Source organism: Idiomarina sp. 28-8, assembly GCF_000320945.2.
Classification (GTDB): domain Bacteria; phylum Pseudomonadota; class Gammaproteobacteria; order Enterobacterales; family Alteromonadaceae; genus Idiomarina; species Idiomarina loihiensis.
Genome location: NZ_DF266789.1, coordinates 290,444 through 314,174, shown reverse-complemented (window position 1 = coordinate 314,174; position 23,731 = coordinate 290,444). Strand labels below are relative to the sequence as shown.

Annotated in this window: 24 protein-coding genes; 15 read left to right on the top strand and 9 right to left on the bottom strand. The window is 48.4% G+C overall.

The genetic code is table 11. The features are described 5' to 3' along the window. Position 1: 1 nt before the first annotated feature. Positions 2 to 907: a 30S ribosomal protein S6--L-glutamate ligase gene (gene rimK / locus RJ32_RS01610; protein WP_011233758.1), complete on the bottom strand. Its 906-nt coding sequence runs from the start codon at positions 905 to 907 to the stop codon at positions 2 to 4. Next, positions 904 to 1,326 carry a RimK/LysX family protein gene (locus RJ32_RS01605; protein WP_034818478.1) on the bottom strand — a complete coding sequence of 141 codons (423 nt, stop codon included), beginning with the start codon at positions 1,324 to 1,326 and terminating at the stop codon, positions 904 to 906. Before RJ32_RS01605 ends, rimK begins: the two co-directional genes overlap by 4 nt. Before the next feature lie 153 nt (positions 1,327 to 1,479). Between RJ32_RS01605 and RJ32_RS01600 the strand changes: the two genes are divergently transcribed. Beyond that, positions 1,480 to 2,214, top strand: a complete 735-nt coding sequence (locus RJ32_RS01600; protein WP_034818477.1) for an EAL domain-containing protein — start codon at positions 1,480 to 1,482, stop codon at positions 2,212 to 2,214. Positions 2,215 to 2,308: 94 nt separating this feature from the next. Here the strand turns inward: RJ32_RS01600 and RJ32_RS01595 are convergent, their stop codons facing one another. Together RJ32_RS01595 and mutH are read right to left on the bottom strand one after the other, a co-directional pair. Then, positions 2,309 to 2,971 (bottom strand): DUF2982 domain-containing protein, encoded by a 663-nt coding sequence (locus RJ32_RS01595; RefSeq protein WP_034818476.1) that lies wholly within the window; start codon positions 2,969 to 2,971, stop codon positions 2,309 to 2,311. Positions 2,972 to 3,005: 34 nt separating this feature from the next. Then, the gene (mutH, locus tag RJ32_RS01590) at positions 3,006 to 3,680 is read right to left on the bottom strand and encodes a DNA mismatch repair endonuclease MutH (RefSeq protein WP_034818475.1); all 675 of its coding nucleotides are present in this window, start codon (positions 3,678 to 3,680) and stop codon (positions 3,006 to 3,008) included. 94 nt (positions 3,681 to 3,774) lie between these two features. On the opposite strand from mutH, the gene rppH reads away from it, so the two are divergent. From rppH to lgt, 4 genes are read left to right on the top strand one after another with little or no spacing between them, the layout of a single operon-like run. Further along, positions 3,775 to 4,287: an RNA pyrophosphohydrolase gene (gene rppH, locus RJ32_RS01585; protein WP_011233763.1), complete on the top strand. Its 513-nt coding sequence runs from the start codon at positions 3,775 to 3,777 to the stop codon at positions 4,285 to 4,287. 5 nt (positions 4,288 to 4,292) lie between these two features. Continuing rightward, complete coding sequence (gene ptsP, locus RJ32_RS01580; protein WP_034818547.1) at positions 4,293 to 6,563, top strand: phosphoenolpyruvate--protein phosphotransferase; 2,271 nt, start codon at positions 4,293 to 4,295, stop codon at positions 6,561 to 6,563. A gap of 2 nt (positions 6,564 to 6,565) precedes the next feature. Then, positions 6,566 to 7,357 carry a sulfite exporter TauE/SafE family protein gene (locus RJ32_RS01575; RefSeq protein ID WP_011233765.1) on the top strand — a complete coding sequence of 264 codons (792 nt, stop codon included), beginning with the start codon at positions 6,566 to 6,568 and terminating at the stop codon, positions 7,355 to 7,357. Positions 7,358 to 7,380: 23 nt separating this feature from the next. Continuing rightward, complete coding sequence (gene lgt / locus RJ32_RS01570) at positions 7,381 to 8,172, top strand: prolipoprotein diacylglyceryl transferase (protein ID WP_034818474.1); 792 nt, start codon at positions 7,381 to 7,383, stop codon at positions 8,170 to 8,172. Positions 8,173 to 8,381: 209 nt separating this feature from the next. Here lgt and RJ32_RS01565 read toward each other — a convergent pair whose 3' ends face one another. Beyond that, positions 8,382 to 9,233 carry a thymidylate synthase gene (locus RJ32_RS01565; protein ID WP_034818473.1) on the bottom strand — a complete coding sequence of 284 codons (852 nt, stop codon included), beginning with the start codon at positions 9,231 to 9,233 and terminating at the stop codon, positions 8,382 to 8,384. Between the two features lie 114 nt (positions 9,234 to 9,347). On the opposite strand from RJ32_RS01565, the gene RJ32_RS01560 reads away from it, so the two are divergent. The 5 genes from RJ32_RS01560 to RJ32_RS01540 all read left to right on the top strand — a co-directional run bounded on the left by RJ32_RS01560 (position 9,348) and on the right by RJ32_RS01540 (position 13,302). Then, positions 9,348 to 10,370: a response regulator gene (locus RJ32_RS01560; RefSeq protein ID WP_034818472.1), complete on the top strand. Its 1,023-nt coding sequence runs from the start codon at positions 9,348 to 9,350 to the stop codon at positions 10,368 to 10,370. Next, positions 10,367 to 10,786 (top strand): PAS domain-containing protein, encoded by a 420-nt coding sequence (locus RJ32_RS01555; protein ID WP_011233771.1) that lies wholly within the window; start codon positions 10,367 to 10,369, stop codon positions 10,784 to 10,786. The genes RJ32_RS01560 and RJ32_RS01555 overlap by 4 nt, the downstream gene beginning before the upstream one ends. Beyond that, on the top strand, positions 10,779 to 11,570 hold the full coding sequence (tcdA, locus tag RJ32_RS01550) for a tRNA cyclic N6-threonylcarbamoyladenosine(37) synthase TcdA (protein WP_034818470.1): 792 nt from the start codon (positions 10,779 to 10,781) through the stop codon (positions 11,568 to 11,570). Before RJ32_RS01555 ends, tcdA begins: the two co-directional genes overlap by 8 nt. Before the next feature lie 77 nt (positions 11,571 to 11,647). Then, the gene (locus tag RJ32_RS01545) at positions 11,648 to 12,994 is read left to right on the top strand and encodes a type II toxin-antitoxin system HipA family toxin (RefSeq protein ID WP_034818469.1); all 1,347 of its coding nucleotides are present in this window, start codon (positions 11,648 to 11,650) and stop codon (positions 12,992 to 12,994) included. Further along, positions 12,991 to 13,302 carry a transcriptional regulator gene (locus RJ32_RS01540; protein ID WP_051018709.1) on the top strand — a complete coding sequence of 104 codons (312 nt, stop codon included), beginning with the start codon at positions 12,991 to 12,993 and terminating at the stop codon, positions 13,300 to 13,302. Before RJ32_RS01545 ends, RJ32_RS01540 begins: the two co-directional genes overlap by 4 nt. A 124-nt stretch (positions 13,303 to 13,426) precedes the next feature. Here RJ32_RS01540 and RJ32_RS01535 read toward each other — a convergent pair whose 3' ends face one another. Further along, positions 13,427 to 13,792, bottom strand: a complete 366-nt coding sequence (locus tag RJ32_RS01535) for a SufE family protein (protein WP_034818467.1) — start codon at positions 13,790 to 13,792, stop codon at positions 13,427 to 13,429. A 124-nt stretch (positions 13,793 to 13,916) separates the two neighbouring features. Between RJ32_RS01535 and RJ32_RS01530 the strand changes: the two genes are divergently transcribed. The 4 genes from RJ32_RS01530 (at position 13,917) to RJ32_RS01515 (ending at position 19,840) form a co-directional block, all read left to right on the top strand. Further along, complete coding sequence (locus RJ32_RS01530; RefSeq protein ID WP_034818465.1) at positions 13,917 to 14,666, top strand: electron transfer flavoprotein subunit beta/FixA family protein; 750 nt, start codon at positions 13,917 to 13,919, stop codon at positions 14,664 to 14,666. Further along, positions 14,663 to 15,592 carry an electron transfer flavoprotein subunit alpha/FixB family protein gene (locus RJ32_RS01525; RefSeq protein WP_011233775.1) on the top strand — a complete coding sequence of 310 codons (930 nt, stop codon included), beginning with the start codon at positions 14,663 to 14,665 and terminating at the stop codon, positions 15,590 to 15,592. Before RJ32_RS01530 ends, RJ32_RS01525 begins: the two co-directional genes overlap by 4 nt. A gap of 181 nt (positions 15,593 to 15,773) precedes the next feature. Beyond that, positions 15,774 to 17,672, top strand: a complete 1,899-nt coding sequence (locus RJ32_RS01520) for a DUF1302 domain-containing protein (RefSeq protein ID WP_228757994.1) — start codon at positions 15,774 to 15,776, stop codon at positions 17,670 to 17,672. Positions 17,673 to 17,824: 152 nt separating this feature from the next. Beyond that, positions 17,825 to 19,840 (top strand): S9 family peptidase, encoded by a 2,016-nt coding sequence (locus RJ32_RS01515; protein ID WP_034818460.1) that lies wholly within the window; start codon positions 17,825 to 17,827, stop codon positions 19,838 to 19,840. 102 nt (positions 19,841 to 19,942) lie between these two features. Here the strand turns inward: RJ32_RS01515 and RJ32_RS01510 are convergent, their stop codons facing one another. The 3 genes from RJ32_RS01510 to RJ32_RS01500 form a co-directional block, all read right to left on the bottom strand. Next, positions 19,943 to 20,734: a hypothetical protein gene (locus RJ32_RS01510; protein WP_051018708.1), complete on the bottom strand. Its 792-nt coding sequence runs from the start codon at positions 20,732 to 20,734 to the stop codon at positions 19,943 to 19,945. A gap of 61 nt (positions 20,735 to 20,795) precedes the next feature. Next, positions 20,796 to 21,515: a glycosyltransferase family 25 protein gene (locus RJ32_RS01505; protein WP_034818458.1), complete on the bottom strand. Its 720-nt coding sequence runs from the start codon at positions 21,513 to 21,515 to the stop codon at positions 20,796 to 20,798. Beyond that, on the bottom strand, positions 21,505 to 22,599 hold the full coding sequence (locus RJ32_RS01500) for a glycosyltransferase (RefSeq protein WP_034818457.1): 1,095 nt from the start codon (positions 22,597 to 22,599) through the stop codon (positions 21,505 to 21,507). Before RJ32_RS01500 ends, RJ32_RS01505 begins: the two co-directional genes overlap by 11 nt. Positions 22,600 to 22,672: 73 nt before the next feature. Here RJ32_RS01500 and galE point away from each other — a divergent pair, with 73 nt between their 5' ends. Then, positions 22,673 to 23,725 carry a UDP-glucose 4-epimerase GalE gene (gene galE / locus RJ32_RS01495; RefSeq protein ID WP_235598894.1) on the top strand — a complete coding sequence of 351 codons (1,053 nt, stop codon included), beginning with the start codon at positions 22,673 to 22,675 and terminating at the stop codon, positions 23,723 to 23,725. Positions 23,726 to 23,731 lie beyond the last annotated feature (6 nt).

The following is a 23,731-nucleotide window of genomic DNA, read 5'->3' as shown; positions in this document are numbered from 1 at the left end:
TTTATCCTTGCCCTTTGGTACGGGTTTTATGCGCTTTGGCGTTTTTCTCAAGGAAGGTAATAATTTGCGACGCAACGTCTTTCTCGGTTGCCTGTTCAATACCTTCAAGCCCTGGTGACGAGTTCACTTCCATAACTAATGGACCGTGGTTAGAGCGTAAGATATCCACACCCGCTACGTTAAGCCCCATGGTTTTAGCGGCTTTAACCGCCGTTGCGCGCTCAGCCGGAGTTAGCTTAACTAGTGACGCGCTGCCGCCACGGTGCAAATTTGAACGAAACTCACCGGCTTTTGCCTGGCGCTTCATTGCTGCAATGACTTTGTCGCCAATAACCAAACAGCGAATGTCCGCACCACCAGCTTCTTTAATGTATTCCTGCACCATAAAGTTGGAGTGCAGACCCATAAAGGCTTCAATAACACTTTCAGCGGCCTGACGGGTTTCGGCTAACACCACACCAATGCCCTGAGTACCTTCCAGCAATTTAATAACCAGCGGTGCACCGCCAACCATGTCAATGAGGTCAGGAATGTCCTGTGGCTGACTGGCAAAACCAGTTGTCGGCAGGCCTATGCCTTTTCGCGACAGCAATTGCAGCGATCGCAACTTGTCGCGGCTACGGGAAATGGCAACCGACTCATTTAACGGATAGCTGCCTATCATTTCAAACTGGCGCAAAACAGCGGTGCCATAAAAGGTCACTGACGCTCCAATACGCGGAATAACGCAGTCGTAGTGGGGCAGTTCCTTGCCGTGCTTATGGATGGATGATTCACGCGCATTAATGTTCATGTAACATCTTAGCGGGTTAAGCACGTCAACTTCGTGTCCACGCTCTTCAGCGGCTTCCACTAAGCGGCGAGTTGAATAAAGTGAGGCGTTACGCGATAAAATCGCAATTCTCATTGCTCTTCTCCTAATAAGTGAGAGGCTTGTGGATCTACGATAAAGTTTCCGCGCATGGCTTGTCGACCCAATAACATACGGAACTTCATGGTGTCTCTATTAGTTAATGTCAGTTCGACCGCCTGGTCAAACTTACCCAGTTGTAATCGGGTTCGGATCACATAACGGGTTTCAGTATGACCGCCGGAGTCGGTTACTTCACGTTTATCAAATACCGGGGCTTCGCACACTTGTTCGCGCAAAGAGCCTTGCTCCGGGTGCATAAAAATACGCAACCATTCCTGGCTGTCGCGTTCAAAAGGTTCAAGTTTGAACGCGTGTAAACACGAAGTTTTGGCGCCAGTATCGACTTTCATATGAATCAGATTAATATTGAGTTCAGGAAGTGCTCCCCACTCTTGCCAGCCAATTGTTGTCATTGTGCTACCTTGTTGTAAATCTTGAATGCTTAATACAGTATTTTTGGTAAAACGCAATTTTTATTGATCGATAGCCATAATTTTTACGTTCGTTTTGAAAACTGCTAGGTTTAATAAGATACTTAGTAATAAGACTCAACTTAAGGATAGCTCATGTCTGTTTGCCCATCTTGTGATTGTCGAAAACCTTTGGGGTTTGGCATTAAAATGGCCTTTCAGCCCATTGTCGATATTTCCAGGAAAAGCGTATTCGCACACGAGGCTCTGGTTCGCGGAGAAAACGGCGAGGGTGCCGGACGAATATTGGGGCAAGTGACTGAAGACAACAAGTACACTTTTGATCAAACCTGTCGGGTTAAGGCAATAGAGACAGCTTCTCGTATTCAATTACCGGGCAGTTTGAGCATTAACTTTATGCCTAACGCCATTTACGAACCGGAAACCTGCCTGGCAACCACTTTATCGACAGCCCGCAAAACCGGGTTTGACCGGAATAAAATTATTTTTGAGGTGACTGAGCAGGAACAGGTTGTGAGCCAGGAGTTTCTGGTGGAAGTGTTTGAAGCTTATCGTAAAGAGGGGTTCAGAACCGCCATCGATGACTTTGGTGCCGGTTACGCCGGTTTGAATTTATTGGCTGACTTTCAGCCGGACATCCTGAAAATTGATATGAAGCTGATTCGGGACATTAATCACAATAAAGTGAAGCAAACACTGGTTCGTTCCATTCAGCAAATTTCAGAAGAGCTGGGTATCCAGCTAATAGCCGAGGGCATTGAAACCGAAGACGAGTACAAATACCTGCGCGACAGTGGCATTACCCTAATGCAAGGCTACTTCTTCCAAAAACCCATGCTGGAAGCCTTCCAGGACATTAATTTCCCGTAACCTGACATTTATGTCAGGTGAGATCCTGGTTCTGTGCGCCCTGTAACCTGACATTTATGTCAGGTGATATATCGCTCCTGACGTAAACGTCAGGCTACTTACGCGATGCCTGTAACTTCTGCAAATGGGCTTTAAAATCGTAAATGTCGCGGTCCAGCGCATTGGAACTTACGTAAAGGTCGTAACCAAGTAATTCCCGCATTTGTTCCATGCGCTTACCAAACACACCAATTAGCCCCTTATAAACAGTGCCATTAGGGCTAATGTAACTGTCCGGAATATCAAAATAAGGTGTATAATCCTCGCGCTCCGGTGCCTGATGCCGCAACGCCATAGTCAGCAACTGACGTTGTTCGAACAATAAGGCAGAAGCAAGCCGGGGCGAAATATCATCCAGCACTTCTTCAACCTGATACAACCGGAACCCCAGAAAGGGGGCGTCTTCAAGCTCCAGCACCCGGTTCACTCGGGGAACGTCGTAACGGATAATATTTTCCCAGCGAATCTGCCATTGTCCACGGCGGTGCAAATAACGAATGCCGTCTTCGGTTATCACCAGTGAAACCGGAGGCTCTATCACTTTACCAATGCCTAACAGCAAGAATATGCCGGATGTTGCGCCAAGCACCACAGTAACACCAACCGGAATGTCGTCCCGCACCAGGTGAAGAAAAACCAGTAGCGCAAACAACACTACCGCCAACCCGCAAAAGGTTAGCGCGTTGCGCTTAGCTTGAGGACTGACATCAAATTGCATAATTTCTCCTGTGTACAACGAATGATGCCATGGGTTACATAAACATCCGCTGCAATACCTGCCGGGTGAAATTTTTCTTAAGATAAAAGCCCCGTGGGCGCACTTCAATTATAGTACCTTCCGGGCCAATGGCCTCGGTCAGCGCCGAACCGTCTGCGGCTTTGGGGCGAATTTGCATGGCTTCCCCCTGACGTGCGGTAATACTCTCAACCTGGCCCAAAGCAATACGGTCCATATGCTCTTCCCAGTCGTTGCGCAGCAAGGCTTCTTCCTGTTCGCTAGGTATCCACAAAAACGCACTGCCAACTACCCGCTTGGCTAAAGGCACTTCGCGGCGGCCGTCAATGGGCAGCCACAACACCTGTTGTAATTTATTTCGTACGTTAGAAGTGGTCCATTGGACTCCCTGAATATTTACTAAAGGAGCGGTACAGACAAAAGTGGTTTCCAGCGGTTCACCGTCGGGCGTTACCGGCAGCGTTTTGAGTTCAACACCCAGCTCAGGGAAGTCCTGCGTGGGCTTAGAGCCCGCAGTGGCGCCCAGTTGCAGCTCCAGTAGTTGTCCTACCCAGCCTTTATCGCGGCGCAAATCTTTGGGTACCTTTAATTCGGTTTCAGCGGCCAGATCAGCAAATGTACGGCCGGCTAAAGCCGCCGCGCGCTGAAACAATTCATCAATGGACTGAGGGCGTTGTGGCTTGTCGGTCATGACTTAAATCTTCGTAAATAGTGAATCAGCATTTGCCCGCAACCGGGCTTTATGGAAGAATCCACTGTAACAGAGAATAATTGAGGATGCTCGCGTGATAGATGCAGAAGGGTTCCGGGCAAACGTAGGAATCGTCATCTGTAACGGGCATGGGCAGGTATTTTGGGCTCGTCGAATTAACCAGCAAAGCTGGCAATTTCCGCAAGGAGGAATTCACGAAGGCGAGACCCCTGAGCAGGCAATGTACCGCGAACTCTACGAAGAGGTCGGGTTAAAGCCGGAGCAGGTTGAAATTCTGTACACCAGCCGACAGTGGTTGCGTTATCGCTTGCCAAAGCGCTTAATTCGACGTGAACAGCGGCCCATGTGTGTTGGACAAAAGCAAAAGTGGTTTTTGTTACGGCTAAAATGTCGTGAAGAAGACGTAGATGTTTTACATTCAGGCCACCCTGAATTTGATGGCTGGCGCTGGGTCAGTTATTGGTACCCGGTGCGGCAGGTCGTATCCTTCAAGCGCGATGTATATCGTCGGGTGATGAAAGAGTTTGCCACGCAGGCGATGCCATTTCGAGCTTCGGGAGGGCGTCAGCACAGGCGCAAACGTTAAATATGATGTTGGTTACATTGCAAAGGATAGTCCAGGGCGTCAATAAAGCGCCTGATTTCAACATGGCATTAACTACCATGGTGAGTCAGGTGCGCGAAGCCTTAGAAACCGACAGTTGCAGTGTGTTTTTGGCCGACAACGACCAGCGTCAGTTTGTTATGGCGGCCAGTGACGGCTTGCGTGCCGAAGACGGAAAACCCGTCCGGGTCGACTTTGGCGAAGGTATTATCAGTTTAGCGGCACAACGAGAAGAGCCGCTAAACATTGCCGATGCCAGTATGCATCCCGCCAACAAAAAACTCAGCGACACCAACGAGAATATTTATAAGGGCTTACTAGCCGCTCCTATTATCCACCGCCGCAAAGTGCTGGGTATAGTGGTGGTGCATCAAAGTGTGGCGCGCAGTTTTAGTCGTGAAGAAGAAGCTTTTATTGTTACTTTGGCAGCGCAGTTGGCGGCAGTTATAGCGCATGCCGATGCCAAAGGTTTGCTGGTTAGTGAGCACTCACCCTGGATACACAGCTTAAGGGGCTTGCCCGGCTCGCCCGGCGTGGCGGTGGGTGAGGCTTATGTGTCGCGACCAGAAGCGCGTATAGATGAAGTGACTCCACGGCGTTCCGACAAACCCATTCACGAAATTCGCAAGTTCCGTCAGGCGGTTGCACGTACCCGAGCCGACTTAAAAGAACTGTCCAGGCGCATGGCGGGGCAGGTGCCGGATGATACGCTGGCAATTTTCGATGTGTACCAGGGCATGCTGGACGCGGCCAGTATGGGCGACGCCGTCGAAAACATGATTAAAGAAGGCTGGCGCGCGCAAACCGCATTAAAATACGTGGTCGAGCAGTTTGTTGCTCAGTTTGAGGCATTAGAAGACTCTTATCTGCAAGAACGCGCCACCGATGTGCGTGACATAGGTCAGCGGGTGCTGTTGCACTTACAAAACCGTCAGCGTAAACGCAAGCCCTTGCCGGACAACTTCATTTTGATAGCGGACGAAGTCACTGCTTCAATGTTGGCCGAGCTGCCGCGTGACCAAATTGCCGGTATCATTTCGTTAAATGGTTCGAGTAACTCGCATGCCGCTATTATGGCGCGCAGCATGAACATTCCTGCGGTGCTGGGTGTCGACGACATCGAGCTGCACTTCTTCTCCGACCGCTTGCTGGCAGTGGATGGCTACACTGGCGAAATTTATGTGGACCCGCCAGCGCAAGTATTAACTCAGTTTCATCAGTTAGCCGAAGAAGAACAAGAACTGCGTGACATTGTTACTGAGCATAGTCATTTGCCTGCAGAAACGCAGGATGGCCAGCGCATAAGCCTGCACCTGAACCTTGGGCTGGATGTTACTCACGACTACCTGAAAACGCTGAACATAGACGGCGTGGGTCTGTATCGCTCAGAAATACCTTTCATGATGCGCGACCAATTGCCCACAGAAGACGAACAAACCGAAATGTATCAGGAAGTGCTGGATCAGTTTCCTGATCAGCCAGTGGTTATGCGTACGCTGGATGTTGGCGGAGACAAGCCGCTACCCTATTTTCCGTTAAAAGAAGACAACCCATTTCTGGGGTGGCGCGGTATAAGGTTAACTCTGGACCATCCGGAAATTTTCCTGATTCAAATTCGCGCTATGTTGCGAGCCAGTATTGGCAAAAGCAATTTGCGTATTTTGCTGCCCATGATAACCAGCACCAGCGAAGTTGACGAAGCGTCACGGCTTATCAAACAAGCGTATTTTGAGGTAGCCGAAGAGCAGGGCTGTGAAGTGGGTGTTAACCTGTTTCAGCCGCAGCTGGGCGTGATGATAGAAGTGCCCGCCGCTATTTATCAGTTGCCGGCTATGGCCAGCAAAGTCGATTTTTTCTCGGTCGGCAGTAATGACCTGACACAGTATTTGCTGGCGGTGGACAGGAATAACCGCCGCGTTGCCAGCCTTTATGACGCCTACCACCCGGCAGTATTAGCCAGCCTGGATGAAATCGCCCGGCGCTGCGAAGAAATTGGTAAGCCCGTTAGTGTCTGTGGCGAGTTAGCCGGTGATCCGGGCGGTGCTTTACTGCTGGTGGCTATGGGTTATCGACAGCTCAGTATGAACAGTTATAACGTCGACCGGGTGCGCTGGATACTGCGTAATGTGCGTTCCAGCACGTTAAACGTGATGCTGGCTAAAGCTTTGCAGGCACGTAACCCCGATCAAATTCGCAAAATGATTGCCGAGAAGATGGAAAGCATCGGACTCGGTGGTTTTGTCAGAGCAGGGAAATAAGCATGTTACTCACCACCTGGATTTGGTGTATTGGCGGCGGAGCAGTGGCGGGTTTATTAGCCGGCTTGCTGGGTATTGGCGGTGGTCTGGTTATTGTGCCACTACTCATTTATTTACTGCCTATTATTGGCGTGCCGCCGGAGCTGGTTGTCCCCAGTGCTATCGCCACCAGTCTGGCAACCATTTGTATGACCACAGCCAGTGCATCACGTGCGCATGCTAAACATGGTTTGATGGAGAAATTCTGGCTAATTAGGGTATTGCCAGGGTTATCGGTTGGCGCAATGACGGGCGCTTTTCTGGTCACTGTTGTTGATCCGGACTGGTTAAAAATCATTTTCTCAATTGTGTTAATAGCCCTGGCTGCCCGCATGGTACTTCCGCAGAAAACTGGCGAACCGTTAACTTCAGTTTCTAAACGGTTAGTGGCTCTGGGCAGTTATATTATCGGGACCATATCGGGCCTGGTTGGCATTGGCGGTGGTGCGCTGACCGTGCCATTTTTAAGCCGTATGCGCTTACCGGTGCGCCAGGCTATCGCTATTTCCTCGCTCGGCAGTTTTGTTATTGGTTGTAGTTCGGTCGTAATGTTCATTTTAAATGGCTGGTTGTCGGGTAGGGAAACCGGTGCTTTAGGTCTAATTAATGTGCCTGCCTGGTTAGGGATTTCCGTTGCATCGGTGCTATTCGCCCCACTGGGTGCTAAACTGGCGCACAAATTACCAGTCAAACAGTTACAGCGTGTTTTTGCGGCGTTTTTAATTCTGGTCGCCATACAACTTATTTTTAATTAACCATAAAGCAGGGAGTACAAGCAGTGCCGTCTAATGACTATTGGCAATTTCCCGCCATTGATCCTGTTCTTTTTCATATTTGGGGACCTTTGGACATTCGTTGGTATGGCCTTGCCTATATAGCGGCTTTTGCCTTCGCTTATTTTTGGGGCATGCGCCAGACCAAAACAGACCCTAACTGGAGCAAAGAAGAGTTCAGCGACCTGATGTTCTGGGGTTTTATTGGCGTTATTCTCGGTGGTCGTATTGGTTATACCCTGTTCTATCACTTTGACTACTTTATCGATAACCCGTTGTACCTGTTCTACATTCACGAAGGCGGTATGTCATTCCACGGCGGTTTGCTGGGTGTTATTGCCGCTATGTATCTGTATGCCCGAAAAAAACAGCGCTCGTTTTTGCAAGTAGGCGACTTTGTTGCTCCGTTAGTGCCTATGGGGTTATTTTTCGGACGCATTGGTAACTTTATTAACGGCGAGCTTTGGGGGCGTGCGGCAGAAGTGCCCTGGGCTATGTATTTTCCCAGTGGCGGGCCGGTGCCACGCCATCCGTCACAGTTATACGAAGCTTTGTTAGAAGGCCTGCTGTTGTTCGCTGTTATTCTGTGGTTCCAGCGCAAACCCCGAGGCGTTGGTGCGGTTAGCGGGTTGTTTCTGTTAGGCTACGGCGTGGCTCGTTTCATAGTTGAGTTCTTCCGGGAGCCCGATGCACACTTAGGTTTATTATCACTCGGCATGTCCATGGGCCAATGGCTGACCCTGCCAATGATTATTCTGGGTATTATTCTCATGGTACGTGCAAAGCGCGCCGCTTAAAATGGGGGTCGCGGGAAGCGGCTGTTGGGTCACATGTTTCGCTTGAGCGTTAAGGGGCTCTATGCCAGAGACGCTGCAAGTTCATCCATGAACGCTTGACGAAGGCCATCCATGGCCTTCGACACTCTGGCATAGAGCCCCTCAACACTCGTAACGCTTACATGCGCCCCAACAGCCGTTTATCAGCCTTTAGCCCTTAAACGTCAGCGCTACACCGCAAATGGGTATTTAATAGGCTCGTGGCACTCGTAGCCGCTGACGGTGAAATCATCTTTGCTGACCCAGGTTTCAATATCTTCAAGAGACTTAATTTCTGGATTTATGTGCAACTTAGGCGACGGGAAAGGTTCGCGCTTCAGCTGTACATCACGCATGAGTTCCAGCTGGTTCTCATAAATGTGAGCGTTCACTATCTTGTGGTAGGCCTTGCCCGGCTTGTGACCAGTAATTTGTGCCACCAAAGCTAAAAGAGCAAAGCACTGAATTTGGTTAAAGTTGAGTCCCAGTGGCACGTCACAGCTGCGTTGGTAAGAGGTTAGGTAAAGCGTGTCGCCTAACAGCGAAAAGTTGTGGGTATGCATGCACGGACGCAAACAACCCAGTTCAAATTCACCAGGGTTATAGAAAGTAACAATTTCCCCACGGTCATCAATGCCTTTCGACAGGTTATTAATGACCTTTTCCAGCTGGTCTAAGTGGCTGCCATCCGGCTTTTGCCATGAGCGCCCCTGCACACCGTAAACGCGGCCCATGTCGTCTTCGCCTTTGCGATTCGCATTATTCAGCCATGCCTGGTTTTCGTTGGCATTGGCGTCCCAGGTTTTGCAGCCAATATCGCGGAATTGAGCGGCGCTATCGTAGCCACGTAAATAGCCTAAAAGTTCAGCAATAGCCGACTTGTAATAGCTTTTCCGGGTAGTAATTAGCGGGAATTGGTTGTTGGCAACGTCGTACTCTAAGTCGGCGTTTATAACCGTTAGACAATTAATGCCTGTACGTTCATTTTTAACCCAGACCCCTTCGTCGACAATGCGTTGACACAGTTGTAAGTATTGCTTCATTTTTTAAATAAATTGTGTTGTGCGTAATGTTTTATATCGTACCTGATGCAATAGCATCAGGCTACTGTGTGCGCTAGAATAAAAGCATTCAACAATGGCCGGGAGCCTGAATCTATGACGTTAAAAGTCACTCTGTGCGATGATTCCAAAATGGCGCGTAAGCAGCTACTACGCACGCTGCCAGATGACTGGGATGCTGAGGTTCACCAGGCGGAACACGGCGAGCAGGCGCTGGCATGCGTGCGCGAAGGTCGCGCCGAAGTGCTGTTTCTGGACTTAAACATGCCGGTAAAAGACGGCTACGAAACTCTGCAGGCTATAAAAGAAGAGCAATTAGAAACTTTGGTTATTGTCGTGTCCGGTGACATTCAGCCCGAAGCTCAAAAGCGTGTGCAGGCGCTGGGGGCTATGGCTTTTGTGAAAAAGCCAATGAAGCCAGAAGACATACAAACTCTGTTGCAGCAATTTGGTTTGTACCAACCGGCCGCGGGTCAGCTTAAACTGGCCGATGAAACACCACAAACGCCGGCGAATCCGCTGGATGTTTACCGGGAAGTATCGAACGTTGCCATGGGGCAAGCAGGTGATCACTTAGCCCGGGTGCTGGATACCTTTATTGAACTGCCTGTACCTAATGTCAATTTTATCGCCCCTTCCGAGCTGCACATGGCCATAGAGTCTATCGACACCAACAAGCAGGTGGCCGCGGTAAGTCAGGGGTTTTCCGGCAGCGGTATTCTTGGCGAAGCGCTAACGCTGTTTAATGACGCCTCTATTGACGATATTGGCAAGTTGTTGGGCGCTAAGCTTGGTGAAAGCGGCTCAATTAAGCAACAACGCATTGAGTCGTTAATGGACGTCGCGTCCATTTTGTCCTCGGCGTGTTTAAACGGCTTAGGCCAGCAACTGCATGTGGAATTTGCAGCTTCGCAGCCGGTGCTGTTAGGCGAACATCAGTCAATGCGGGAATTGATTAAACACGGCGAACATCGCTGGCAGAAAATTCTGGCAATAGAAATAGGTTATCAGTTACCGGAGCACAAACTGGCTTTCGACTTACTGCTGTTATTTCCGGCCGATGCGGTGAAAATTCTTGACCAGCAGCTGGCTCATTGGCTTCAGGGAGACGACGAATGATAGACGATATGGACGAACTGCACAGTAAACTGAGCATTCTGGGCGCCATTGATGTCGGTATTGTGGTTATTGATAACGACAACAACATTCAGATGTGGAACGAGTTTATGCAGAATCACAGTGGCCTGCGGCCTAGTGAAGTACGCGATAAAAACTTATTTCGCTGCTGTCCGGGTATCGAAGAGGCTTGGTTTCAGCGTAAAATTGACCGGGTGCGGCAGTTAAATTCGCGGGTGTTTATTACCTGGCAACAACGTCCTTACGTCTTTCGTTTTCGCCACAGCCGCCCAATAAGCGGGCAGAGTGAATGGATGTACCAGAATGTCACCTTAATTCCGCTGAAGAACCCGCGTGGTGAAGTGCACCAGGTGGGCATTATTATTTACGATGTGAGTGAACAACCCAGCCATGAGTGAAGAAGTACCTGATCAACGTTTTGGCGGCGTAAGCCGTGTATACGGACAAGCGTCGTTAACGCAGTTTCAGCAGTTACATATTGTGGTCGCCGGGCTTGGCGGCGTTGGCTCATGGGCGGTGGAAGCTCTGGCGCGTACAGGTATTGGTAAGCTAACGCTTATAGACCTGGATGACGTGTGTGTCACTAATATTAACCGCCAGCTACCGGCAACGGATAACACCATAGGCCAGCTTAAAAGCGAAGTATTGGCGCAGCGGGTGAAAAGCATTAATCCTAACTGCGAAGTGCGGTTAATTGACGACTATTTGCTGCCGGAAAACTTTGAAGAATACTTAACCGGCGCCGATGCCGTGCTCGATGCCATAGACAGCGTTAATACTAAGTCGGCTTTAGTGGCCTGGTGTAAGCGTCGCAAGCTGCGCATAGTGGTGTGCGGCGGAGCGGGTGGGCAGATAGACCCTGGTATGATCCGCGTCGGTGACCTTGCCAAAGCCAAACAAGACCCGTTGTTGGCTAAGGTGCGCTCACAACTGCGCCGCGACTACGGCTTTTCCAAGAACCCCAAACGTAAATGGGGCGTTGACTGTGTCTATTCCGAAGAGCAGTTGCGCTATCCAATAATTTCCGGTGAACACGAAGGCGAAGTCACGCTGCAAAAACCGGGCTCCGGCACCATGCGCATGGACTGCAGCTCCGGCTTTGGCGCCGCCATGGTAGTCACCTGCAGCTTCGCCATGCAAGCCACCGCTACATTATTGAAGCGATTGACATCCAAAAAATAATCTTTTGCGTGATATAGGTTGCAAAAATAGATTTTTTTGTCTATTTTGAGTGTAATATCACTCAATTTAGGTGTGTTATGAACAGCCTTACGATCCAGGCTTACCTGCAAAGCCAATGGCAGGACATAGCCATGTTAACTTTTACTGAACGAGCCGGGCAGAATGAGCCCGATGTACAAGTGCAGTATAAAACGGACTACGCTATTGAGCACCTGGAGCAGGATGACCACCATGCTGTTTCCTTAAACCATCCAGTTCAGCTTTACTTTGATGACGACGATCAACCCGGTTGGCTTCGTTTTCTTGACGATATTATCCCAAGTGGTGCGGCACGACGGTTTTGGGTAGATCAGATTGAAATATCCAATTCGCCACTAAGCGAACAAAATCTGATATTACTGGAAAAAGCAGCGATTGCGCCTGTTGGACATTTGAGAATAAAAGAAGCTGTCGAAAACCAGAACGAAGCTATAAAACCTCCCCAGTTTACTGTCAGCGACGTTGTAGAGAGAAACGCGAGCTTTCTAGAATATGCTCAACAGCGGGGGGCCATTGCCGGGGGAGCAACCGGCGCGGGCGGGGAAGCGCCAAAATTATTGCTGCGATGCAATAATAATGACGAGGTTTGGATAGATACATTTCAAGACGGTACCAATACTCAGGACGCATTTTATCTGGTGAAGTTTCCCCGAGGTCAACGAAAGCAAATTGACTGCGATATCCTGCGCGCGGAATATCACTTTTATTGCGAGCTTGAGGAAATGGGAGTTAGCGCCATCGCAACCGAACAGATGAGGCTTGAAGAAGGAGATAACTTTCCGTCACTTTGGCTTCCGCGTTTCGACGTTGAAGTTGTTAATGGCGTCGTTACTCGTAAGGCTATGGAGTCTGTCTACTCAATATTAAAGCGAGCGCCCGGTGTACGTCTTCGTCATGCCGATGTAATACGTGAGTTAGTCAGCAAAATTGAAAACTCATACATGGTGAAAGAGCAGGGAGCTTATTTTAATGTAGAGGCGTTTGTAACCGAATGGGTACGGCGGGATCTATTGAATATCGCTTTTGGGAATTCGGATAATCACGGTCGCAACACGGCATTTTTCAGAGATGAAAGCGGAATAAAGCTCACTCCAATTTATGATTTTGCTCCAATGCGAGCAGACCCCGATGGAGTGCCAAGATCGACCGTTTGGGGAGAGCCAATGGAAAGCGGCGGCGAATATAATTTTAGCGCGATTTGTGAAGAGCTTTCAGACTTGATTAAACCGGAGCAATTGCTCGATGGTTTGCATAAAACCGCTGAGCAACTTATTGGTTTGGAAGGTAGGTTAAGAAAGCGGGGCGTTCCAGGAAGTATTATGACCATGCCCAAAGTAGGACTGGCAAATATTCCAGAAAAACTGAAACGCTGGGGGCTGCTATGAGCAAGAATAACCGGCTTAGCGGCGAAGAGCGAGAAGCTCTTATTGAGCGCATTGCGCTACAGCTATTACAGGGTGAAATAAGCCAGGGACAAGCGTTGCAGGAGTTCAGGAAAAAAATTACTGCAATGAATCAAAGCGACTATGCCGAGCTCACGAAAACTTCCCGAAAGACCGTTTCGGAAGTGGAAAATGACTTGGGTAATTATTCTAGTGATGTAATTAATAGACTGTTTAAGCCTTTTGGACTAAAAGTTGGCCTGGTTCCGGCATCCGCCCGGTTAAAGCGCCGTACATTGAAGGTATCGTGAGCGCGCCCGACGGTTATGGGAGCTACTGCGGAGGTGTGCAGCGCCAAGGATGGCGCTGCCCAAGCCCTACAGGGATGTATTCACGGGCGTCCTCCGCAGTAGTTCCTATAACCTCAGCGCTCTCTCACGCCTCAATAACCCGCAGCTTCAAGGTTTTGGCTACCTGGTACAGGCCGTTGCTGCGCGAGGGGCTGAGCGCGTTGTCCAGGCCTTCGGCTCGGTAAAAGGCGTCAATATCAAAGGCCGCTATTTCCGCTACAGGGCATCCGTCCAGCCGTTGTTGCAAAAGCGCCAGTAAGCCGCGCACAATGCGTGACTCCGAATCAAAACGAATCACTACTGCCTCCACATCAGAGGTATCCAGCCACAGCCACACCTTCGCCTCGCAGCCACCCACCAGATGATCGTCATCACGACATTCCGGCGGGTATTCTGGTAGACTTTTAGCTTGTTGAACTAAGTGACGAAAAAGCTGTTCCCAGCTGGCCATGTAAACTCTCCCTTACGGAAATAGAGTTTTATTCTCCCATAACTTGTGAGATCGACGCCAGTCTAGGATAATGGCAACATAATAAAAACCAACATTCAGAACATTCCAGAAAAAGGAAGGCAACATGAAGATACTTGTCGCGGTTAAGCGCGTCATTGACTACAACGTCAAGGTGCGTGTTAAACCAGATCAGTCCGATGTCGATTTGGCTAACGTCAAAATGGCACTTAACCCATTCTGTGAAATTGCGGTAGAAGAAGCCGTGCGCCTGAAAGAAGCGGGCACTGCAGACGAAGTGGTGGTTGTTTCTATTGGCCCTAAAGCCGTGCAGGAACAACTTCGCACTGCTTTAGCCTTGGGCGCAGACCGTGCCATTCAGGTTGAAACCGACGACATGCCAGACTCTTTATCTGCCGCCAAAATCTTAAAAGGCGTCGTAGAGAAAGAAGGTCCGGACATGGTTATTCTGGGCAAACAGTCTATCGACTCAGACAACAACCAGACCGGCCAGATGCTGGGCGCTTTAACCGGTATGCCACAGGGCACCTTCGCGTCTAAAGTGGAAGTGGGCGACGGTTTTGTTAATGTCACTCGTGAAATCGACGGCGGCCTGCAAACCGTTAAGCTGAATCTGCCAGCGGTTGTCACCACTGACCTGCGCCTGAATGAACCGCGTTACGCGTCGTTGCCAAACATTATGAAAGCCAAGCGTAAGCCGCTGGAAACCACAAATCCGGACGAACTGGGTGTGGAAGTTAAGCGCACTATTAAGCTGCTGAAAGTTGAAACGCCTGCTGAACGTAGTGCCGGTGTGAAAGTAGCTGACGTAGATGAGCTGGTCGACAAACTGAAAAACGAGGCGAAAGTATTATGAGCATCTTAGTGGTAGCAGAACACGACAATAACGCGGTTGATCCATCAACCCTGAAAACGTTAGCCGCTGCACAGAAAATCGGTGGCGACATCGAGGTACTGGTTGCCGGCAAAGGGTGCTCAACCGTTGCTGAAAACGTAGCAAAAGCAGACGGTGTGAAGAAGGTCTTCCTGGCAGACAATGAAGCTTACGAGCATCAGTTGGCGGAAAACATCAGCGAACTGGTAGCCGACTTAGGTAAAAACTACAGTCACATTCTGGCTCCGGCCACAACTACCGGCAAAAACTTCATGCCGCGCGTTGCTGCATTATTAGACGTAGCGCAGGTGTCTGACATTATCTCGGTAGAAAGCGACGACACCTTTAAGCGTCCTATCTATGCGGGTAACGCTATTGCCACTGTGCAGTCAGAAGACAAAATCAAAGTCATTACCGTTCGTGCAACAGCGTTCGACGCAGTCGCAGAAGAAGGTGGTAGCGGCGACGTCGAAAACATCGACTCCGTATTTAACAACGACAAATCGGAGTTTGTTGAAGAACAACTGGCAGAATCAGAACGTCCTGACCTGACTTCAGCAGAAATCGTTATTTCTGGTGGTCGTGGTATGCAAAATGGCGAAAACTTCCACCTGCTGGAAGACGTAGCTGACAAACTGGGCGCTGCAGTCGGTGCATCACGTGCCGCAGTAGACGCGGGTTTCGTACCTAACGACATGCAGGTTGGTCAAACCGGTAAAATTGTTGCACCGCAGCTTTATATTGCGGTAGGCATTAGTGGTGCTATCCAGCATCTGGCCGGTATGAAGGACTCTAAAGTCATTGTTGCCATCAACAAAGACGAAGAAGCACCTATCTTTCAGGTCGCAGACTACGGGTTAGTTGCCGACTTATTCGACGTACTACCGGAATTAAACAGCAAAATCTAACGCCTATAGAGCTGTTAAAATCGCTACTGACGCGCAGTTTTAGCCGTCAGTAGCGACATTTCCCCGCACTTTTTCTAACAACTTGTTATATTTTCGTGTTCATATACTTGCATATTTTTAACTCATCGGACATGATTCAGACATAACCGCCAAACAAGTTAAAAAGATTAGGTGGCTCACAATGAAAAGAAGAACAACTATGCTAAAAAAACTTCCTCTGGCTACGGCCATTGCACTGAGCTTTGCAGCATCAGGCCAGGCAGCTGACTTTGAAGTCGGCGATTATGAAATTAAATTCGATTCTATTCTGTCTTACGGCGCAGCGTGGCGTATGGAAGATCAGGCTAACCATCTGATTCATCCGGGTAACATGGCTGGCGGAACGGCAGGTTCTAGTGTCGGCGACGACGGTAACCTTAACTTCGATAAAGGTGACTTAGTCTCGTCGGTATTCAAAGGCGTACACGATTTAAGCATTGATGGCGGCAGTCATGGTGCCTTTATTCGTTTCAACTATTGGTACGATCATGTGGTTTCAGAAGAAAATATGCCGCATGGTCACGCGGGTAACAATTATTATCCTGATACCAAATTAAATGACGATATTTTTGACGATTACTCACAAGGTAAAGGTGTCGAACTATTGGATGCCTTCGTTTACGCTAACTTTGACTTAGGTGGCATGCCAACTAACGTTCGTTTGGGCCGCCAGGTATTAAGCTGGGGTGAAAGCTCTTTTATTTTTAATGGCATCAACGACATTAACCCGTTAGATGTTAACGCTGCTCGTCGTCCGGGCGCTGAAGTTAAAGAAGCCTTGCTACCCGTAGGAATGTTCAGTACTAGCATTGGTCTAACCGACTCGCTTAACTTAGAAGCGTTTTACCAGTATGAGTGGGATAACACCAAACTCGATGGTTGTGGTACGTACTTCTCGAGTGTTGATATTATTGGTGGCCCGGGTTGCGGCAAGGTTACGCTTAACCCAACTTTAGTTCAGGGCGACCCTAGCAGTGCTCTGAGTGATTTCGAATCGGTACAAGCTGGTGCTTATATTGGCAGCAACCCCACTTTGGAAGCTTCTGACAGTGGTCAGTGGGGTGCAAACCTTCGTTATTATTCGTTAGATCTTGGCGCTGAGTTCGGCGTTTATTATCTTAACCTGCATAACAACACGCCTATTATTTCGGCTTATAACTGGATAGAAGATCCTCGAGCTAGTCAGCAAGGCGTATCGCCTCTGGATCTTGGTTTCACCTGGTCTTCTCCTAATGGCTACCCTATTGATGGCCCCCGGTTAGTACTCGAGTACCCTGAGGACACCGAAGTTTATGGCTTTAGCTTTAGTACTAACTTAGGCTTGTGGTCGGTTTCAGGTGAGTACAGCTACAGAGATGGCGTGCCTGTGCAAATTAACACCACCGAAATTTTAACGACAGGTCTGCGTCCAAATGTGCCAAGTACTTTTTCAAACCGCTTTAATAACACCGCGTTTGGCGGTGACGGTTTAGCTCATGGTTATGACCGCTTAGATGTTAGCCAAACCCAGTTAAGCTTTGTGCGTTTCGTTGACCGTCTGTGGGGTTCTGATCGCATGACTTTCGTGGGCGAAGTGGCGATGAATAACGTTCACGACATGCCTGGGCTACAGGAACAACGTTATGGTCGTCTTCCATTGTATGGCAAGTGTTTAACTCAAGCAGATATGAGTCCGCTAATTGGAGCAGCGGAACAAGCTGGCCTTAGTGGTGTTGCTCAACAATTCCAAAGCCAGGTTGGAAACTGCGAAGGTTTCGCAACATCAACGGCTTGGGGTTACCGCACCCGTTTCCAGTTTGAATACTCAAACGTTTGGCAGGGCTGGGGTTTAAACCCAACTATTCAGTTTAACCATGACGTAAACGGCTACTCAACTAACAGTAACTTTATTGAAGGTCGTAAGTCATTAGGTTTGAATTTGGTAGCCGACTACCTGTCAACCTACAAGGTTAGCTTAGGTTACACCATGTATTCTGATGAAGAACTCGATCCGCTTTCTGACCGCGATTATGCGTCAGTTAGCTTCTCATACGCGTTCTAATACATTGATTCACACCGTGAATCACGATAAAACCGTCTCTACTGAGGCGGTTTTTTTATTATGTAGCCTGACATTTATGTCAGGAACAATATCTCACCTGACATAAATGTCAGGCTACATCACGGCAGGTTACATTTTCCGGGAGAACAACAATGAAAAAATGGATAATAACAGCGGCGGCGCTGATGCTTTCAGGTACAGCCGCAGCCCAGGAAAAACTCCAGTTAGAAGACATCTTCACGCTGGAATACGCATCATCACCGACTATTCACCCCAGCGGCGAATGGACAGTATTTGTTCGTCAGTCTATGGACATAAACAACGACCGCAAAGTGGGGCGTTTATGGGCCAGCCTGCCAGACGGTGATATTCGCCCGTTAACCGGCAGTCAGGGCAGTGAAAGCCAGCCGGTCTGGTCACCCAGTGGCGACCGCCTGGCGTACGTATCAACCGAAACCGGCTCTCCGCAAGTGCATATTTACTGGGTCGATTCCGGTGACAGCGCGGCAGTTACTCAGCTAACACAAGCGCCATCTGGCTTAAGCTGGTCACCCGATGGCAGCCAAATTGCGTTTTCCATGTTTACACCCAAGTCACAACCGGCTCCGGTCAGCTTACCGGGCAAACCCGAAGGTGCCGACTGGACTGCTGCGCCTAAGTATATCGATAAAGGCAACTACCGTTATGACGGCGGTGGTTATGCCAAAGACGGGCACCAGCAAATCTATGTGATTCCGGCAACCGGTGGCTCTCCGCGCCAGCTAACAGACGAAGAATTTAATCACGGTGGGCAACTCTCGTGGTCGCCGGACAGTAAGCATATTTTCTTTTCAGCTAACCGCCGTGATGACGCATTCCGTCAGCCAGTTAACAGCGAAATTTATCGTCTAACTCTAAGCTCCAAAGAAATTACTGCAATCACCGAGCGTGACGGCCCTGACGGTTCGCCAAAAGTCTCTCCAAACGGTGAAAAAATTGCTTTTACCGGTTATGACGACACCAAAATGAGCTTTCAGGCCTCTAATTTGTATGTAATGGACTTAGACGGTTCCGACGTCGAACTGCTGACAGGAGACTTAGACCGCAGTGTTACCGGGTTTGAATGGGACCGCGACAGCGAAGGTGTTTACTTTACCTACGACAACAATGGGGTCGGACAGCTGGCGCGCACCGACTTAGACGGAGATCATACCCAACTGACCAACAGAGTCGGCGGTCTGTCTTATGCCCGGCCATATGGCGGAGGTGACTTCAGCGTAGCCAAAAACGACCGCATAGCGTTCACCATCTCTAACCCAATGCGTCCGGCGGAGCTGGCACTGTGGAACGACGGCGACGTACAGCAGCTAACCCGTTTAAACGAAGACGCACTGGCGCACAAGCAGTTAGCTAAAGTAGAAGAAATTAACTATAAATCGAGTGTTGACGGCATCGACCTGCAGGGCTGGATAGCCTACCCACCGGGTTTCGATAAAGACAAAGATTACCCATTAATGCTGGAAATTCACGGTGGTCCGCACACTAACTATGGTCCTCGCTTTGCGGCTGAAATTCAGTTGTTTGCGGCGGCAGGTTACGTGGTGCTTTATACCAACCCGCGGGGCAGTACCAGTTATGGTTCGGACTTTGCCAATGAAATTCACCACAACTACCCCAGCCACGACTACAACGACTTAATGGACGGCGTAGACGCGGTTATCGACAAAGGCTTTATTGATCAAGACGAGCTTTACGTTACTGGTGGTAGTGGCGGCGGCGTGCTAACCGCCTGGATAGTCGGACATACCGACCGCTTCAAAGCGGCGGTTGTGGCTAAGCCGGTTATTAACTGGTACAGCTTTGTGCTTACCGCCGATATGTACAACTTTTTCTATCAGTACTGGTTCCCCGGTCTGCCATGGGAGAATATGGAACATTACATGAAGTATTCGCCTATCAGCTATGTCGGCAATGTGACTACGCCAACCATGCTGCTGACCGGTGAAAACGACTACCGCACGCCTATGTCAGAAACCGAGCAGTACTATCAGGCACTGAAATTGAAAGGTGTGGACACCGCTATGGTTCGCATTCAGGACTCAGGCCACGGTATTTACGCGCGGCCCAGTAACCTGATGAATAAAGTGGCTTACATTCTGCATTGGTTTGAAAAATATCGGGACGAATAACCAGAGTAATCTAACGGCCAGGGATAGCCGTTAGATTCTATTTACCCTGAGGGTTTTGTTAGCTTGTCGCTGGTATTTCAACATAGCAAAAGGCAGCTAAGGTTAGTAACCTAACTTAGTTGCCCATTCCTCATAAATTGAATCGCTTTTAAATTTATTGTCTTTATCTATGCCATTTCTTCTTAATACCTCATTCCAGAGATGAATACTCTTAGCTTCATCTGGAATAACCAATTGTTTTGAACTCTCAAAAATTAAGGAAGCGTTGGCATAGCTAACCGGATAGTAAGTGTAGTAAGGGCTAGTAAGGTGCTGAAGTTTAAGCTCCTTTACCGCACCTGTTAAAGCCTTAGGGCCGGTGAGCCCCCAGGGCATAAACTCGGTGCTGTTCTTGTGAAGTTTAGCCATAACTTTTTTATATTTAACTTTTACATTATCCCATGGTTGAATCTTGAACGGCGATTCACAGGCGTTACTTAATGTGTTGAATAATTCATGGTTAGGGCTTTTAGTGCCAATAACCGCATTATTGATAAGCTTATTACTTTCCCAGCCGAAATCTAATTCAGCGTTTAGAGAAAAGGGTTTCAGTGCTAAAACATCAGTATCTACCCAGTAACTGTTAGCACTATTCTTTAACAATTCATAGCGAAACCTATTCGCGAAACCTGCAACACTGCCACGCCCTTTTCTAGCAGAGCGGCCATAATAAAATATCTCAGACTCAGGAATTATCTCATTAGCGTCTTTTTGCTTAATTCCTTCTGGAAGCCCCTCTAGATCCTGGTATGAATACACATTGACCTGATGGCCGTGAAAAAGAAAAGAAGAAAGACATACCTTCTCTAACCGTGTCAGTTTCCCTATCCATAAGGTATTTATTGTCGCTAGCATTGCGGCTTCCCTTTGTTTAACTTTATTTAAAGTCATAAAATTTTTAAATTAAAAGTTGAAGTTAACGTTTCAATTTAAAGCGAACGGTTTCTTTTAGCTTATTAAACGGGCGCTGCTTTAATTCTTTACGCTTAGCTATGCGTTGTATTTCGCTAGGCTCGTCTGATACATCAGCAACATACGGAACAAGCCCCTGAATTGTAATACCGACCTCCCAGGACCATTGTAAATCAATATCAATGGGTCGGAAGAATGGCGGCTTTTTAGCCAGCAAACGCTTCGCGCCTTCGCGACTTACGACCTGAGCGACGGTTCCTGTCGGGCTCTTTTTGTAGTTAACTAATGACACATCTAAGTTATCATCGCCCATTACGGTCTCAGTGGCTTTATAGGGTCTCGGTTTAAAAGGGCAAGACAGTTTTAAATAATGCCAGTCGCTTTTAAGTTGAGGGATAGTTGAAATAACTGACGCAAACTGGCGGTCTAATAGCAAGTCGTCTTCCAGAATAACGGCATAGTCTAAATTGTCATCGATTATTTTTTCCCAGCATTTTATATGACTCAAATAACAACCAATTTCGCCAGCAGTTAAATCGTACTGAAACCGCCGCTTTGCCGTTTCTGCGTCGAACACCTCGGCTATTTTTTCATCGGTAAGGGTTGCGCCATCCACCGCAGGGACACGTTCAAACGTGAACCCAGTCTTTTCAATTTGATCAGAAGCTCGCTGTAACCTTTCAGTTGAGCGGTCAAGGTTAATTAGAAAAATATTAAACTTCATTATGAGTTAAATCTCTGAATAATTGATGGTAATTGTCATGCATGATCTCGGTACTGAATTTCTCAAAAGCGACATTGCGAGCATTGGCCGACATATCTTTGGCTAAATCCGGCTTGCTTAGTATGAGCTCAATAGCGTTAGCCAGTTCTTCATCATTTTCATGGCCGTGGAGCAATCCGGTACGCTCAGGTTCTATCACTTCTTTTACGCCCGGAACTTCGCTGCCAATCACGGCACAACCTGCCGCCATGGCTTCTATTAAAGTTAAAGGCATACCTTCATAATGAGTGCATTGCACGAAAATCTGACTTTGCATTAACAGCTCAGGTACATCGGAGCGGTACCCCATAAATTCAATATTGTCCGATAGTCCACACTGACTAACTAAGCGTTTCAATGGCAAAAGATTTTTGTTTTTTCCTTTACCAATTATCTTCAATGGCACGTCAATGCCACGTTCTTTTAGCTTGGACATTGCTCTAATCAGGGTGGCATGATCTTTCTGTTTTGCAATGCGCGATACCATGACAATTTGACGTTTCCGGACTTCCCACGCCGCGGGAGTCTTTTCAAACGGGGCTAACTGAATACCGTTGCTTATTGCATAACATTTTTGAGGCAAATAACCTCGCTCCAGTAAAACTTGTTTAACACCTTCAGAACACCCCACAATGGCATCGGTATAGCGGTTTAAAAATGAGGAAAGAGCCAGACGAAAGCGGTTATAACGCTCCCGTGTATTGTGCTCAACATGAACAATTCTAGGCACACGTGCAAGCACAGCAGCAACTCGCCCCCATAAGTGCTCACTGAATCCATGGGCGACAAAAATATCTGGTTTGTGCTTACGGCATAAATGTACAAGTGCAAAAATTGTTGTGATATGCGTCCAGCTGTTTACGGTTTCGATTTTCAGTCCGTCTTGCTTCAACTGCTCAACGCGAGCTTTTGGCATATGCGCCTTGCGACGTAGAATCAATACGTTCTCAATATCACTCTGCTCCTGGCCAGCTTTTACCAAAGATAGAGCGACTTGGGTTGCGCCACCGGAGAAGCCTCCGGTGACAAAATGCATTACTTTCATACAAAGCCTTTAGTGTTTTATCTGTGGCAATTGTAGCAGAATTGGGTCGTTATCCTGTAAAGAATTAGCTAAAATGGAAGGCAATGTTTATCAAGTCTGGACTGTTATGTCACAAATTTTAGTCACCGGAGGCGCGGGTTATATTGGTTCTCATACCGTGGCTGAATTACTCACTGCAGGGCACCAGGTGGTTGTGCTGGATAACTTAGTTAACAGCTCTGAGCAGAGTCTGAGGCGAGTGCAGGAAATTACGGGCAAGCCGCTGACCTTTATTCAGGGCGATGTGCGCGATACCGTTAAAGTAGCGGAAATTTTAGCAACTCACGACATCGATAGCGTTATCCATTTTGCCGGACTAAAAGCCGTAGCCGAGAGCGTGAACATGCCTCTGGAGTACTACGATACGAATGTAAACGGAACTTTGTCTTTATGTTCGGCGATGCATAAGTCTGGAGTGAAAAGCATCATTTTTAGTTCATCAGCAACGGTTTATGGCGCTGAAGCGCCTGTGCCTTATGTTGAATCTATGACGCGAGGCAGTACGTCCAACCCTTATGGGGAGAGCAAAGCCATAGTGGAGCGTATACTCACCGACTTAGCTCATGCAGACCCGGACTGGTCGGTCAGCTTACTTCGCTATTTTAATCCTATTGGCGCGCACCCCAGTGGACTCATTGGTGAAGACCCAAAAGGTATTCCTAATAATTTGTTGCCTTTTATCACACAGGTAGCCATAGGGCGAAGAGACAAGTTATCCATTTTTGGAAACGACTACCCGACCGAGGATGGTACCTGCGAGCGTGATTATCTTCATGTAGTCGATTTAGCTAGAGGCCACCAGGTGGCTGCTGAGAAATGTGCGCAGCACTCGGGAGTACATACCTACAATTTAGGAACCGGTCAGCCAGTGTCGGTGCTGAACATGGTTAAGGCCTTCGAGAAGGCGAATAATGTGTCAGTACCTTTTACCTTTGAAACGAGAAGACAGGGTGACTTAGCGGCATTCTGGGCAGATACCGCGAAAATTCAGCAAGAACTAAACTGGACGGCACAACACAGCCTGGAAGATATGGTGAGAGACGCGTGGCGGTGGCAACGCCAAAACCCTAATGGTTATGAAACGTAATTAATT